This is a genomic window from Caldimonas caldifontis, assembly GCF_002930615.1.
In the GTDB taxonomy this organism is placed as follows: Bacteria; Pseudomonadota; Gammaproteobacteria; order Burkholderiales; family Burkholderiaceae_C; genus Caldimonas; species Caldimonas caldifontis.
Genome location: NZ_PSNX01000005.1, coordinates 85,402 through 99,604, shown reverse-complemented (window position 1 = coordinate 99,604; position 14,203 = coordinate 85,402). Strand labels below are relative to the sequence as shown.

Genomic DNA, 14,203 nt, shown 5'->3' with positions numbered 1-14,203 from the left:
AGACCCCCGATGAACGCTCCGCTGCCCGCCCAGGCCCTGGCCGAAGCGGCTGATGCTCCCGACCGCTCCCGCCGCCAGGCCGAGGTGGTGGCGGCGCTCTCCGAGGTGCTGCCCGCCCACGCCCTGCTCTGGCACCGGGAAGACACCACGCCTTACGAATGTGACGGACTGACCGCCTACCGCGAGCAGCCCCTGGCCGTGGCCCTGCCGGAAACCGAGGATCAGGTGGCCGCCGTGCTGCGTACCTGCCATCGCCTGCAGGTGCCGGTGGTGGCCCGCGGCGCCGGCACCGGCCTGTCGGGGGGCGCCCTGCCCCACCGCCTGGGCGTGACGCTGAGCCTGGCCAAGTTCAACCGCATCGTGCGCATCGACCCCCACGCGCGGACCGCCGTGGTGCAGTCGGGCGTGCGCAACCTGGCCATCAGCGAAGCGGCTGCGCCCTTCGGGCTGTACTATGCGCCCGACCCGAGCAGCCAGATCGCCTGCACCATCGGCGGCAACGTGGCCGAGAACTCCGGTGGCGTGCACTGCCTGAAGTACGGCCTGACGGTGCACAACGTGCTCAAGGTGCGCGGCTACACCGTGGAGGGCGAGCCGCTGGAACTCGGCAGCGAGGCGCTGGATGCCCCGGGCCTGGACCTGCTGGCCGTCTTCATCGGCAGCGAGGGCCTGCTGGGCGTGGTGACGGAAGTGACCGTGAGACTGGTGCCCAAGCCGCAACTGGCGCGCTGCATCATGGCCAGCTTCGACGACATCCGCAAGGCCGGCGACGCGGTGGCCAACGTGATCGCCGCCGGCATCATCCCCGCCGGGCTGGAGATGATGGACAAGCCCATGACCGCGGCCGTGGAGGACTTCGTGCACGCCGGCTACGACCTGAACGCGCAGGCCATCCTGCTGTGCGAGAGCGACGGCACGCCCGAGGAAGTGGCCGAGGAGATCGCGCGCATGATGGACGTGCTCGTCGCCTCGGGTGCCACGCGCGTGGAAGTGAGCAAGGACGAGGCGCAGCGGCTGAAGTTCTGGAGCGGGCGCAAGAATGCCTTCCCCGCCAGCGGACGCATCAGCCCCGACTACATGTGCATGGATTCCACCATCCCGCGCAAGCGCCTGGCCGACATCCTGCTGGCGATTCAGGAGATGGAAAAGAAGTACGGCCTGCGCTGCGCCAATGTCTTCCATGCCGGTGACGGCAACCTGCACCCGCTCATCCTCTTCGATGCCAACGACCCCGACCAGCTGCATCGCTGCGAGCTCTTCGGCGCCGACATCCTGGAAACCAGCGTGGCCCTGGGTGGCACGGTGACGGGCGAGCACGGCGTGGGCGTCGAGAAGCTCAGCTCGATGTGCGTGCAGTTTGCGCCCGAAGAGCTGGAGCAGATGCGCGCACTCAAGCGCGCCTTCGACCCGGCCGAGGGCCTCAACCCCGGCAAGCTCGTGCCCACGCTCAACCGCTGTGCCGAGTACGGCAAGATGCACGTGCGCAAGGGGCTGCTGCCCTTCCCCGAGCTGGAACGTTTCTGACCCGTCCCGCATGACCCCCGACCCCATCCTCGAGCGGCTGCTCGACCAGGTGCGTGCCGCGATGGCCGACCAGCGCGCGCTGGCCATCCATGGCGGACAGACCAAGGCCTTCTACGGCGAACCCTTGCAAGGCGAGCCCCTGGACCTGCGGCCGCTGACCGGCATCTCCAGCTACGAGCCCACCGAGCTCGTGGTCACCGCGCGCGCCGGCACACCACTGGCCGACCTGGAAGCCGCGCTGGCCGAGAAAGGCCAGTGCCTGCCCTTCGAGCCGCCACGCTTTGCGCCCGGTGGCACCGTGGGCGGCATGGTGGCCGCCGGCCTCTCGGGCCCTTCCCGGGCCGCGGTGGGTGCTGTGCGCGACTATGTGCTGGGCGCCACGATGCTCAACGGCCGCGCCGAGGTGCTGAGCTTTGGCGGGCAGGTGATGAAGAACGTGGCCGGCTACGATGTCTCGCGCCTGCTGGCCGGCTCGATGGGCAGCCTGGGCGTGATCCTCGAGGTCTCGCTCAAGGTCCTGCCCGTGGCCCCGGCCACGGCCACCCTGCGTTTCGAGCTGGACGAAGGCTGCGCCATTCAGCAGCTCAATGAATGGGCCGCCCAGCCGCTGCCACTGAATGCCAGCGCGTGGTGGGACGGCATCCTGCTGCTGCGCCTGCGTGGCGCCCAGGCGGCGGTGTCGGCGGCCTGCCGGCGGCTGGGCGGCGAGATCATCCCGACGCATCAGGCCGATCCCTTCTGGGAGGGCCTGCGCGACCAGCGCGACGAATTCTTCGCCAAGGCCCGCGCGGCGGTGCAGACCGGCGCCAGCCTGTGGCGGGTGTCGGTGCCGCAGACCACCCCACCCCTGAAGCTTGCCGGCGAGCAGCTCATCGAATGGGGGGGTGGGCAACGCTGGTGGTGCACGCCGACGCCGGCTGCTGCCGTGCGCGAAGCAGCCCGGCTGGCCGGCGGCCATGCCACGCGCTTCCACGGCCCGGCCGACGGCCCTGTCTTCACGCCGCTGTCGCCGGTGCAGCAACGCATCCACCGCGCGCTCAAGGCCGCCTTCGATCCGCAAGGCCTCTTCAACCCCGGCCGCCTGATGAGCGGCCTCTGACCGCACGGCCCTCGCGCATGCAAACCCATCTCGCCCCCGAGTTCCGCAACACCCCCGAGGGCCAGGAGGCCGAGGCCATCCTGCGCAAATGCGTGCACTGCGGCTTCTGCACCGCCACCTGCCCCACCTACCAGCTGCTCGGTGACGAGCTCGACGGCCCGCGCGGGCGCATCTACCTGATGAAGCAGGTGCTCGAAGGCCAGCCGGTCACACGCAAGACGCAGATGCACCTGGACCGCTGCCTGACCTGCCGCAACTGCGAGTCGACCTGCCCGTCGGGCGTGCAGTACGGCCACCTGGTGGACATCGGCCGCAAGATCGTGGAAGAACGCGTCGAGCGCCCCGCCAGTGAAAAGCTCGTGCGCGCCGCGCTGCGCGAGGGCCTGACGTCGAAGATGTTCGGCCCGGCGATGAAGCTCGGCCAGATGGTGCGCCCGCTGCTGCCCGGCGCACTGAAGCACAAGGTGCCGCCGCGCGACACCCGTGCGCGTGCCCACCAGTGGCCCACGCGCACGCACGCGCGCAAGGTGCTCATGCTCACCGGCTGCGTGCAGCCGGCCATGATGCCCAACATCAACAGCGCCACCGCCCGCGTGCTGGACGCCGCCGGCATCCAGACCCTGGTGGCCGACGGCGCGGGCTGCTGCGGCGCCATCCGCACCCACCTCAACGACCACAGTGGGGGGCTGGCCGACATGCGACGCAACATCGACGCCTGGTGGCCGCTGGTCAGCCGCGGCGAGGTCGAGGCCGTGGTGATGAACGCCTCGGGCTGCGGCGTGACGGTGAAGGAGTACGGCCACGCCCTCCAGCACGACCCCGACTATGCCGAGCGCGCCCGGCGCATCAGCGAGCTCACGCGCGACCTGAGCGAGCTGCTGCCCGCGCTGGTGCCGGCCTTGAAGTCGCGCCTGCATCGGCCCATCGGTGGGCGCACGCTGGCTTTTCACCCGCCTTGCACGCTGCAGCATGGCCAGCAGCTGCGCGGCGGCGTCGAGCAGGTCCTGCGCGAGCTGGGCTTCGAGGTGCAGCTGGCAGCCAGCGAGTCCCACCTGTGCTGCGGCTCGGCCGGCACCTACTCGGTGCTGCAGCCCGAGCTGGCCTACCAGCTGCGCGACCGCAAGCTCTCGCACCTGCTGCCTCTGCAGGCCGAGGCCATCGTTTCGGCCAACATCGGCTGCATCCAGCATCTGCAGACGGGCACGATGACGCCGGTGCGGCATTGGGTCGAGCTCATCGATGACGCGCTGCACGGCAACCCATGAAAAAGGCCCTGCGGGGAGACACCGCAGGGCCGTGAATCGAAGGGACCTTGCGACCCCTTCCCGGGAGCTCAGCGCACGCGGCCGGCGCGCCAGGCGGCGAGCAGCTTCTCGTACTCGATGGTCTCACCCTTGGGTTTCTCGTTGGCCAGCTTGGCCCACGGAGCGCCCTTGTCGCTCAGCCACTTCTTCGGGTCCTCCTTCTTGTTGAGCTTGGGCGCACAGCGGGCCATGCCGGCCCGCTCCAGGCGGGCCAGCACCTGGTCCATCTCGTCGGCCAGGTTGTCCATGGCCTGCTGCGGGGTCTTCTCGCCCGTCACGGCCACGGCCACGTTCTTCCACCACAGCTGGGCCAGCTTGGGGTAGTCGGGCACGTTGGTGCCGGTGGGCGTCCAGGCCACGCGAGCCGGGCTGCGATAGAACTCCACCAGGCCGCCCAGCTTGGGGGCGAGGTCGGTCATGGCCTTCGACTGGATGTCGCTCTCGCGGATCGGCGTGAGACCCACGATGGTCTTCTTCAGCGACACGGTCTTGGAGGTCACGAACTGAGCATACAGCCAGGCAGCAGCGGTGCGGTTCGCGTCATGCTTGGCGAAGAAGGTCCAGGAACCCACGTCCTGGTAGCCGTTCTGCATGCCTTGCTTCCAGTACGGGCCGTTGGGGCCGGGCGCCATGCGCCACTTCGGCGTGCCGTCGGCGTTGACCACCGGCAGGCCCGGCTTGGTCATGTCGGCCGTGAAGGCTGTGTACCAGAAGATCTGCTGCGCGATCTGGCCCTGGGCCGGCACCGGGCCGGCCTCGCTGAAGGTCATGCCCGTGGCTTCCTTGGGCGCGTACTTCTTCATCCAGTCCACGTACTTGGTGAGTGCGTAGACAGCGGCGGGCGAGTTGGTGGCCCCGCCGCGCGCCACCGAGGCACCCACCGGGTGGCAGCCATCGGGCGTGGTGCGGATGCCCCATTCGTCCACCGGCTTCCCGTTGGGGATGCCGATGTCGGCAGTGCCGGCCATGGACAGCCAGGCATCGGTGAAGCGCCAGCCCAGCGAGGGATCCTTCTTGCCGTAATCCATGTGGCCGTAGATGGGCTTGCCGTCGATGGTCTTCACGTCGTTGGTGAAGAACTCGGCGATGTCCTCGTAGGCGCTCCAGTTCAGCGGCACGCCCAGGTCGTAGCCATATTTGGCCTTGAAGCGGTCCTTCAGATCCTTGCGCTCGAAGAGATCAGCACGGAACCAGTACAGGTTGGCGAACTGCTGGTCGGGCAGCTGATAGACCTTGCCGTCCGGGGCGGTGGTGAAACTCAGGCCAATGAAGTCCTTGAGGTCCAGACCCGGGTTGGTCCATTCCTTACCCGCACCGGCCATGTAGTCGGTCAGGTTCATGATCTGGCCGTAGCGCCAATGCGTGCCGATCAGGTCGGAGTCGGAGATCCAGCCGTCGTAGATCGACTTGCCCGACTGCATCGAGGTCTGGAGCTTCTCGACGACGTCCCCTTCCTGGATGAGATCGTGCTTGACCTTGATACCGGTGATCTCCTCGAAGGCCTTGGCGAGCGTCTTGGATTCGTATTCATGGGTGGTGATCGTCTCGGACACCACCGAGATCTCCTTCACCCCCTTGGCCTGCAGCTTCTTGGCCGCTTCGATGAACCACTTCATCTCAGCCATCTGCTGATCCTTGGTCAGCGTGGACGGCTGGAACTCGGTGTCGATCCAGCGTTTGGCCTCCGGCTCGCCGGCCCAGGCGGCCTGGCCGATCGCCAAGGCCACCGCGGCGAATGCGATCGCCTTCAATTGCACTTTCATCACGGGTCTCCTCATGAGCGCGCCCCTCGTTCGTCTGGGTTCCGGCCCGGGGGGCGAGGCGGGCCGGATCCGTTGAATCAGGTGTCGTCTCAGCCCTTGCGCATGATCAGCCCAAGCAGGCCCATCGAGAGCACGAAGCTGATCCACACGGAGGGAGGATCCTCGAGCGAGAACCATTCGACGAAGCTCTCCCCCAGCCCCACCCAGGCGAGGTTCACATAGGCCGCGCACAGCAGGCCGATGAACAGCCGGTCACCGCGTGTGGTGGGGATCGGCAGGAAGCCCTTGCGCATGACCGTGGGCGACTTGATCTCCCAGATCGTCATGCCCACCAGCATCAGCACGATGCAGATGAAGAACACGGCCACCGGGGTGGTCCAGACCATCCAGTCAAACATCTCAGACCCTCCCCATCGCGAAGCCCTTGGCGATGTAGTGCCGCACGAACCAGATCACGATGGCACCGGGCACGATGGTGAGCACCCCGGCAGCGGCCAGTACGGCCCAGTCCATGCCCGAGGCGCTGACGGTGCGCGTCATCGTCGCCACGATGGGTTTGGCGTTCACGCTGGTCAGCGTGCGCGCCAGCAGCAGTTCCACCCAGCTGAACATGAAACAGAAGAAGGCGGCCACGCCCACGCCCGCCTTGATGAGCGGCAGGAAGATGGTGAGGAAAAAGCGCGGGAAGCTGTAGCCGTCGATGTACGCCGTCTCGTCGATCTCGCGCGGCACCCCGCTCATGAAACCCTCCAGGATCCACACGGCCAACGGCACGTTGAACACCAGGTGTGCCAGCGCCACCGCCCAGTGGGTGTCCATCAGGCCCAGCGTCGTGTAGAGCTGAAAGAAGGGCAGCAGAAACACTGCCGGCGGCGTCATCCGGTTGGTCAACAGCCAGAAAAAGACGTGCTTGTCGCCGAGGAAGCGGTAGCGCGAGAAGGCATAGGCCGCCGGCAACGCCACGGTGACCGAGATCACCGTGTTGATCGCCACGTAGATGAGGCTGTTGATGTAGCCCGAATACCACGACGGATCGGTGAAGATCGTGCGGTAGTTGTCCCAGGTGAAATCCTGCGGCCAGAAGGTGAAGCTCGACAGGATCTCGTTGTTGGTCTTGAAGCTCATGTTGACCATCCAGTAGATGGGCAGGATGGCAAAGACCAGGTAGGCGATCAGGAAGAGCGTGCGCTTCTGGAAGCGTCCGGTCGGGTTCATTGCCCGCCCTCCTTCGGCGTGGTGCCCACGCGCTGCATCCAGTTGTAGAGGATGAAGCACAGCAGCAGGATGATGAGGAAGTAGATCAGCGAGAAGGCCGCCGCCGGGCCGAGGTCGAACTGGCCCACGGCCTTCTGGGTGAGGTACTGCGACAGGAAGGTGGTGGCGTTGCCCGGGCCGCCGCCGGTGAGCACGAAGGGCTCGGTGTAGATCATGAAGCTGTCCATGAAACGCAGCAGCACAGCGATCATCAGCACACCACGCAGCTTGGGGAGCTGGATGTAGCGGAAGACGGCGAACTTGCTCGCCCCGTCGATGCGCGCGGCCTGGTAGTAGGCGTCCGGGATGCTGCGCAGGCCGGCGTAGCACAGCAGCGCCACCAGTGGCGTCCAGTGCCACACGTCCATCACCAGCACGGTCAGCCAGGCATCGGTGGCGTCGCCCGTGTAGTTGTAGTCAAAGCCCATCCACTGCAAAGCGGCGCCCAGCAGGCCGATGTCGGTGCGGCCGTAGATCTGCCAGATCGTGCCCACCACGTTCCAGGGGATGAGCAGCGACAGCGCGACGATGACCAGCACGGCCGAAGCCTTCCAGCCCTGAGCCGGCATGGACAGCGCCAGCAGGATGCCCAGCGGAATCTCCACCGCCAGCACGGCCAGCGAGAAGCCGAGCTGGCGCAGCAGCGCACCGTGCAGTTCCTCGTCGCGCATCACCATCGCGAACCACTCAGTGCCCACGAAGACGCGACGCTCGGGCGAGATGATGTCCTGCACCGAGTAGTTCACCACGGTCATCAGAGGCAGGATGGCCGAGAAGGCCACGCAGATGAAGACCGGCAAGACCAGCAGCCACGCCTTCTGGTTCACCGGCTTGAGCTCGTCGTTCATGCCAGCAGCTCCTCGTTCTTGTAGTAGCAGGTGTGCGGACCCACCAGGCGCAGCCACATCGTCTCCCCGGCAGCAGGCACCCGGGCTTCAGGGCTCAGACGCGCCTTCAGGACAGCCTGGCCCACCCGGCTCGTGAGCATCCAGTAGGTGCCGATGTCTTGCACCTGCTCGATGCGCACCGCCGCGGCCTCGGGGTGGCCCTCGGGGGCGGGCTCCACGTATTCCGGGCGCACGCCCAGGACGAACTCGCCGGCCCGACGCAGGGCCTCGGCCTTGTCGTGGGGAGCCGCCAGTCGGCAGTCCCCGACCACCAGCTGTCCATCGTCGTAGCGGGCTTGCAAAAAGTTCATGCCCGGCGAGCCGATGAAATGACCCACGAAGGTGTGTTGCGGGCGCTCGAAGAGCTGGTCGGCCGTGCCCACCTGCACCGCGCGGCCGCGCGTCATCACCACCACTTCGTCAGCGAAGGTGAGTGCTTCGACCTGATCGTGGGTGACGTAGATCAGCGTGAGCTTGAGCTCGTGGTGGATCTGCTTGAGCTTGCGCCGCAGCTGCCACTTCAGGTGCGGGTCGATCACCGTGAGCGGCTCGTCGAAGAGCACGGCCGACACGTCTTCGCGCACCAGGCCGCGGCCCAGCGAGATCTTCTGCTTGGCGTCCGCACTCAGGCCGGCCGCGCGCTGGTTGAGCTGGCCGCTCATCTCCAGCATCTCGGCGATGGCGCCCACGCGCTGCCTGATGCGCTCGGCCGGCACCTTGCGGTTGCGCAGCGGGAAGGCCAGGTTCTCGGCCACGGTCATGGTGTCGTAGATGACCGGGAACTGGAACACCTGGGCGATGTTGCGCTCCTGCGGGCTCATGCGGGTGACATCCCGTCCGTCGAAGGTCACCGTGCCCTGCGAGGGCGTGACCAGTCCCGAGATGATGTTGAGCATGGTCGTCTTGCCGCAGCCCGAAGGGCCCAGCAAGGCATAGGCGCCGCCGTCGCGGAAGCTCATCTTCAGCGGCAGCAGGGCGTAGTCGCTGTCCTGCGTCGGGTGGGGCTTGTAGGCGTGGGCCAGGTCGAGATCGATGCGGGCCATCAGGCATCCCTCCGGGTCAGGCGTTCGGGCGCCACGAGCAGGGCACCCGCCTCGTTGAAGACGTAGACCTGTGAAGGGTGCAGGTAGAGCGTGATCGGCGCGCCCAGGTCGAAGTAGTGCACGCCGGTGAGCTGGGCCACCACCTCGCCCACGGGCGTGTCGACGTGCACGAAGGTGTCGCTCCCCGAAATCTCGGCCAGTTCCACCGTGCCGGGCAGGGCCACGTCGCCCTCGCGGCGCTGCACGCGCAGGGCGCTGGCGCGCACGCCCAGGGTCACGCTGCGCGAACCGTTCGACGGCAGCGGCACGGCCACCTGGACGTTGCCTGGGAGCTGAACACCCAGGGTGGCGGCCTCGCCCGGCAGCAGGTTCATCGGCGGGTCGCTGAAGGCGCGGGCCACGCGGATCGACTGCGGGCGATGGAAGACCTCGGCCGTCGGCCCGTACTGCAACAGCTCGCCCGCATCCATCACGGCCGTGTAGCCGCCCAGCAGCAGGGCCTCGGTGGGTTCGGTGGTGGCATACACCACCGTCGAGTCGCCGGTGGCAAACAGCTGGGTGAGTTCCTCGCGCAACTCTTCGCGCAGTTTGTAGTCGAGGTTCACCAGGGGTTCATCGAGCAGCATCAAGGGCGCCTGCTTGGCCAGTGCACGAGCCAGGGCCACGCGCTGCTGCTGGCCGCCCGAGAGTTCGGCCGGCAATCGCTGCAGGAAGGGCTCGATGTGCAGCTTGGCCGCCAGCGCCTGCACGCGCGACTCGATGTCCTTTTCGCCCCGCAGCTTCAGCGGCGAAGCGATGTTGTCGCGCACCGTCATCGACGGGTAGTTGATGAACTGCTGGTAGACCATCGCCACGTTGCGCTGGCGCACGCCCACGCCCGTCACGTCGGCCCCGTCCACCCTCACGCGCCCGCGCGTGGGGACGTCGAGCCCGGCCATCAGGCGCATCAGCGAGGTCTTGCCGGCCTGGGTGGCGCCCAGCAGCACGGTCACCGCCCCAGGCACCAGGGTCAGGTCCAGGGGGTAGAGGTGGGTCTGTCCCCCCACCTGCTTTTCGATGCCTTCAAGCATCAACTGCATGTCGTCTCCATCGATGTTCTCTGGGTCTTCTTGTGTTGCAGCGCTGGCGGGCGGCTGCTCGCCCGACCGCTAGCTCGCCACGGCCGGCTCCCGGGCCGCGCCCACGGCATGGGTGGCAAACCACTGCACCACGGCATCACGCTGGGCCTCGGTGTAATGCAGGCCCAGCTTGCTGCGACGCCACAGCACGTCGTCGGCGCAGGTGGCCCACTCATGAGCACACAAGTAGTGCAGCTCGGCCTCATAGAGCCCGGGCGCCACTTCGCCGCCCAGGTCCGCCAGGCCGGCCGCCGCACCCAGCACCAGGCCGACACGGGACCCATAGGCCCGGGCAAGGCGGCGGCGCACGCGGGCTGGCAGCCAAGGGTGGCGCTGCGCCAGGGCCTGGTCGAAGCGTTCGAAGTCGGTGTCCGGGCGCTGAGGTGCGCCGATGAACGCGCTCAGGTCCCCGCCGGGCAGGAATCGACCCTCGGTCCAGCCCGAGGGCGTGTGCGCCAGCGGCGGGCACAGCAGGTCGGCCGCTTCTTCGGCGAGCTTGCGGAAAGTAGTGATCTTGCCGCCCCACACCGACAGCAGCGGCGCCTGGGCGGTGTCGAGCTCCAGCAGGTAGTCGCGCGTGACGGCAGACGGGTCGCCCGAGGCGTCGTCCAGCAGCGGACGCACGCCGGCGTAGGTCCACACCACGTCCGCGCGCGTGACCGGCTTGCGGAAGTAGCGGCTGGCCTGCTCGCACAGGTAGGCGATCTCGCTCTCGTCGATCTGGGCGGTGCCGATGGCGCCGTGGTGCTCGACGTCGGTGGTGCCGATCAGCGTGTAGTCGTCCTCGTAGGGGATGGCAAAGATGATGCGCTTGTCGGGGTTCTGGAAGATGTAGGCCATGGGGTGGTCGAACATCTTCTTCACGACGATGTGGCTGCCCTTCACCAGGCGCAGCGACTTGGTGTTCTTCTGGCCGGCGTCGCGGCGCAGGAACTCCTCGGTCCAGGGGCCGGCGGCGTTCACGAGCGCCCGTGCCTGGACATGCACCACGGCCCCGTGCGCCGTCTTCAGTGTGGCCTCCCAGCCCTGCGCGCTGCGGCGTGCCTCGGTGCAGCGCGTGCGCGTGAGGATGGTGGCCCCATGGGCCTGGGCATCGAGCGCGTTGAGCACCACCAGCCGCGCGTCGTCCACCCAACCGTCGGAATACACGAAGCCCTTGGTGTAGAGCCCCTTGAGCGGTGCGCCGGCGGCATGGCGGCGCAGGTCCACGGTTTCCGAACCCGGCAGCACCTCGCGGCGCGCCAGATGGTCGTAGAGGAAAAGCCCGGCGCGAATCATCCACACCGGGCGCATGGCGGGGTCGTGCGGCATCACGAAGCGCAACGGCCACATGATGTGCGGCGCGCTCTTCAGCAGCACCTCGCGCTCCTGCAGCGCCTTGCGCACGAGCGAAAACTCGTAGTACTCGAGGTAGCGCAGCCCGCCATGGATCAGCTTGGTCGACGACGACGAGGTGTGCGAGGCCAGGTCGTCCTTTTCGCACAGCACGACCTTCAGGCCACGCCCGGCGAGATCGCGTGCAATGCCCACTCCATTGATGCCGCCGCCCACGACGAGCACGTCGCAGCGCAGGGGCTCGCCCGGCGCCTCTGTCGGCGCGGCGGTGTCGGGTCGGTCGATGCTGGCGTGGGGCACGCGGTCCAAGGTGGGCTCCTGAGGAAAAGTTCGATTATGTTCGTTTTTGCTCCTCTTTTTTCGTTTTATGCGGAAAGACCGCACAGATCAAGGCCTGGTAAACCCGCATGTCTTTTCGTTTTTGTTCGCTTAAGGTTCGCGGCGCCACTGTCCCCGGACGCGCGGGACAATGCGCAGCATGTCGAGCCTGCCCCTGATGACCCCCAACCCCCGCCAATCCCAGTTGCTGGACGAAGTGCGCCGCCTCGGTTCGGTCTCGGTCGAGGCCCTGGCCGAGCGCTTCGGCGTGACCCTGCAGACCGTGCGGCGCGACGTGAAGATGCTCAGCGAAGCCGGCCTGATCGCGCGCTTCCACGGCGGCGTGCGCGTGCCCAGCTCGACGGTGGAGAACATCGCCTACCGCCAGCGCCAGAGCCTGAACGCCGAGGCCAAGCGCCGCATCGCGCGCGCGGTGGCGCAGGCCGTGCCCGAAGGCTGCTCGCTGATCCTGAACATCGGCACCACCACCGAAGCGGTGGCCCACGCGCTGCTGCGCCACCGCGGCCTGCGCGTGATCACCAACAACCTCAACGTGGCGGCCATCCTCAGCGACAACCCCGACTGCGAGGTCATCGTCGCCGGTGGTGTGGTGCGCTCGCGCGACCGCGGCATCATCGGCGAGGCCACGGTCGACTTCATCCGCCAGTTCCGCGTGGACATCGGCCTGATCGGCATCTCGGGCATCGAGGCCGACGGCACGTTGCGCGACTACGACTACCGCGAGGTGAAGGTCTCGCGCGCCATCGTCGAACACTCGCGCGAGATCTGGCTCGCCGCCGACCACAGCAAGTTCAACCGCCCCGCGATGGTCGAGCTCGGACACATCAGCGAACTCGACCGCCTCTTCACCGACGCACCGCCCCCCGAGCCCTTCCCGGCCCTGCTGGCCGAGGCCGACGTGCAATGCATCATCGCCCCTGAGGACACGCCATGAGCTACATCCTTGCGCTGGACCAAGGCACCTCCAGCTCGCGCAGCATCGTCTTCGACCGCGACGGCCAGATCGTCGCGATGACCCAGCGCGAGTTCCGCCAGCTCTACCCCCAACCCGGCTGGGTCGAACACGACCCGCGCGAGATCTGGGACAGCCAGCTCGCCACCGCGCGCGAGGTGCTGGCCCAGGTGGGCGCGCGCGCCCAGGCCATTGCCGCCCTGGGCATCACCAACCAGCGCGAGACCACCGTGGTGTGGGACCGCGCCACCGGCGAGCCCGTCTACAACGCCATCGTCTGGCAGGATCGCCGCGCCGAGCCCACCTGCGAAGCCCTGCGCGCCGCCGGCCTGGAACCGGTGGTGCAGGCCAAGACCGGCCTGCGCATCGATGCCTATTTCTCGGGCACCAAACTCAAGTGGATCCTCGACCACGTGAGCGGCGCGCGCGCCAGGGCGCAACGCGGCGAACTCGCCTTCGGCACCGTGGACAGCTGGCTGGTATGGCAGCTCACCGGTGGGCGCGTGCATGCCACCGACGTGAGCAACGCCTCGCGCACCATGCTCTTCAACGTGCGCGAGAACCGCTGGGACGAGGAGCTGCTGCGCGCGCTCGACATCCCCGCCTCGCTGCTGCCCGACGTCCATCCCTCCAGCCACCGCTACGGCGAGGTCATCCCCGGCCTGCTCGACGCACAGGGCCCGAAGCACCTGGCGATTGCCGGCATCGCGGGCGACCAGCAGGCGGCCCTCTTCGGCCAGGCCTGCTTCAAGGCAGGGCTGGCGAAGAACACCTACGGCACCGGCTGCTTCATGCTGATGCACACCGGCGAGCGCTTCCAGCTTTCACAGAACGGCCTGGTGACCACCAGCGCCGCACAGCCCTCGGCCACGCCCGAATACGCGCTGGAAGGCAGCGTCTTCATCGGCGGCGCCGTGGTGCAGTGGCTGCGCGACGGCATCCGCGCCATCAAGGCCTCGGGCGAGGTGGAAAGCCTGGCCGACACCGTGCCCGACTCCGGCGGCGTGATGTTCGTGCCCGCCTTCACCGGCCTGGGCGCCCCCTACTGGAAACCCAAGGCCACCGGCGCCATCGTGGGCCTCACCCGCGGCAGCACCGCCGCCCACATTGCCCGCGCCGCATTGGAATCGATCGCCTTCCAGAGTGCTGCCCTGCTGCAAGCCATGAGCCGCGACCTGTCTGCCCCTCGTCCGGCGGGTACGCCGGACGGTCCCCCGGGGGGGCGCGGGCCGGCTTCGGAGCGGCCGGGCGCTCGGCCCGCTGCGCCAACGGCCAGCCTCTCGCAAGTCACCGAGTTGCGCGTGGACGGCGGCGCCTGCGTCAACAACCTGCTGATGCAGTTCCAGGCCGACCTGCTGGGCATCCCCGTCGTGCGCCCCAAGGTCATCGAAACCACCGCCCTGGGCGCGGCCTACCTGGCTGGCCTGCAATGCGGCGTGTACAAGAACCTCGACGAACTCGCCGCCCTCTGGCAGGTGGACCGCCGCTTCCTCCCAACCATGCCGCGCAGCCGCGCTGAGGAACTCATGGCGCGCTGGGAGCATGCGGTGAGGCAGGCGACGTTGGAGTAGTCACCGTCGTCGTT

General features: G+C 67.9%; 12 protein-coding genes. 5 read left to right on the top strand and 7 right to left on the bottom strand.

Annotated elements, in window-relative coordinates:
- The first annotated feature begins 9 nt into the window (after positions 1 to 9).
- The 3 genes from C1704_RS07530 to glcF are packed head-to-tail and all read left to right on the top strand — an operon-like array spanning position 10 to position 3,888.
- Complete coding sequence (locus C1704_RS07530) at positions 10 to 1,524, top strand: FAD-linked oxidase C-terminal domain-containing protein (protein ID WP_104302121.1); 1,515 nt, start codon at positions 10 to 12, stop codon at positions 1,522 to 1,524.
- 10 nt (positions 1,525 to 1,534) lie between these two features.
- A complete protein-coding gene (glcE, locus tag C1704_RS07525) occupies positions 1,535 to 2,623 on the top strand; it encodes a glycolate oxidase subunit GlcE (RefSeq protein WP_104302120.1) in 1,089 nt (362 codons plus the stop codon).
- A 17-nt stretch (positions 2,624 to 2,640) separates the two neighbouring features.
- Positions 2,641 to 3,888, top strand: coding sequence for a glycolate oxidase subunit GlcF (glcF, locus tag C1704_RS07520; protein ID WP_104302119.1), 1,248 nt, complete (start codon positions 2,641 to 2,643; stop codon positions 3,886 to 3,888).
- A 68-nt stretch (positions 3,889 to 3,956) separates the two neighbouring features.
- Here the strand turns inward: glcF and C1704_RS07515 are convergent, their stop codons facing one another.
- From C1704_RS07515 to glpD, 7 genes are all read right to left on the bottom strand, one after another.
- Positions 3,957 to 5,690 carry an ABC transporter substrate-binding protein gene (locus C1704_RS07515; protein WP_104302118.1) on the bottom strand — a complete coding sequence of 578 codons (1,734 nt, stop codon included), beginning with the start codon at positions 5,688 to 5,690 and terminating at the stop codon, positions 3,957 to 3,959.
- Positions 5,691 to 5,779: 89 nt separating this feature from the next.
- Positions 5,780 to 6,088 carry a DUF2160 domain-containing protein gene (locus C1704_RS07510; protein WP_104302117.1) on the bottom strand — a complete coding sequence of 103 codons (309 nt, stop codon included), beginning with the start codon at positions 6,086 to 6,088 and terminating at the stop codon, positions 5,780 to 5,782.
- 1 nt (position 6,089) lies between these two features.
- Positions 6,090 to 6,905, bottom strand: coding sequence for a carbohydrate ABC transporter permease (locus C1704_RS07505; protein WP_104302116.1), 816 nt, complete (start codon positions 6,903 to 6,905; stop codon positions 6,090 to 6,092).
- Entirely contained in the window at positions 6,902 to 7,792 is an 891-nt protein-coding gene (locus C1704_RS07500) for a carbohydrate ABC transporter permease (RefSeq protein ID WP_104302115.1), read from the bottom strand. Before C1704_RS07500 ends, C1704_RS07505 begins: the two co-directional genes overlap by 4 nt.
- On the bottom strand, positions 7,789 to 8,874 hold the full coding sequence (locus C1704_RS07495; protein WP_104302114.1) for an ABC transporter ATP-binding protein: 1,086 nt from the start codon (positions 8,872 to 8,874) through the stop codon (positions 7,789 to 7,791). The genes C1704_RS07500 and C1704_RS07495 overlap by 4 nt, the downstream gene beginning before the upstream one ends.
- Positions 8,874 to 9,953: an ABC transporter ATP-binding protein gene (locus C1704_RS07490; RefSeq protein WP_104302113.1), complete on the bottom strand. Its 1,080-nt coding sequence runs from the start codon at positions 9,951 to 9,953 to the stop codon at positions 8,874 to 8,876. Before C1704_RS07490 ends, C1704_RS07495 begins: the two co-directional genes overlap by 1 nt.
- A 69-nt stretch (positions 9,954 to 10,022) precedes the next feature.
- Positions 10,023 to 11,627 carry a glycerol-3-phosphate dehydrogenase gene (gene glpD / locus C1704_RS07485; protein WP_419186788.1) on the bottom strand — a complete coding sequence of 535 codons (1,605 nt, stop codon included), beginning with the start codon at positions 11,625 to 11,627 and terminating at the stop codon, positions 10,023 to 10,025.
- Positions 11,628 to 11,823: 196 nt separating this feature from the next.
- Between glpD and C1704_RS07480 the strand changes: the two genes are divergently transcribed.
- Both C1704_RS07480 and glpK read left to right on the top strand, forming a co-directional pair.
- A complete protein-coding gene (locus C1704_RS07480; RefSeq protein WP_104302165.1) occupies positions 11,824 to 12,600 on the top strand; it encodes a DeoR/GlpR family DNA-binding transcription regulator in 777 nt (258 codons plus the stop codon).
- A complete protein-coding gene (gene glpK / locus C1704_RS07475) occupies positions 12,597 to 14,189 on the top strand; it encodes a glycerol kinase GlpK (RefSeq protein ID WP_104302111.1) in 1,593 nt (530 codons plus the stop codon). Before C1704_RS07480 ends, glpK begins: the two co-directional genes overlap by 4 nt.
- Positions 14,190 to 14,203 lie beyond the last annotated feature (14 nt).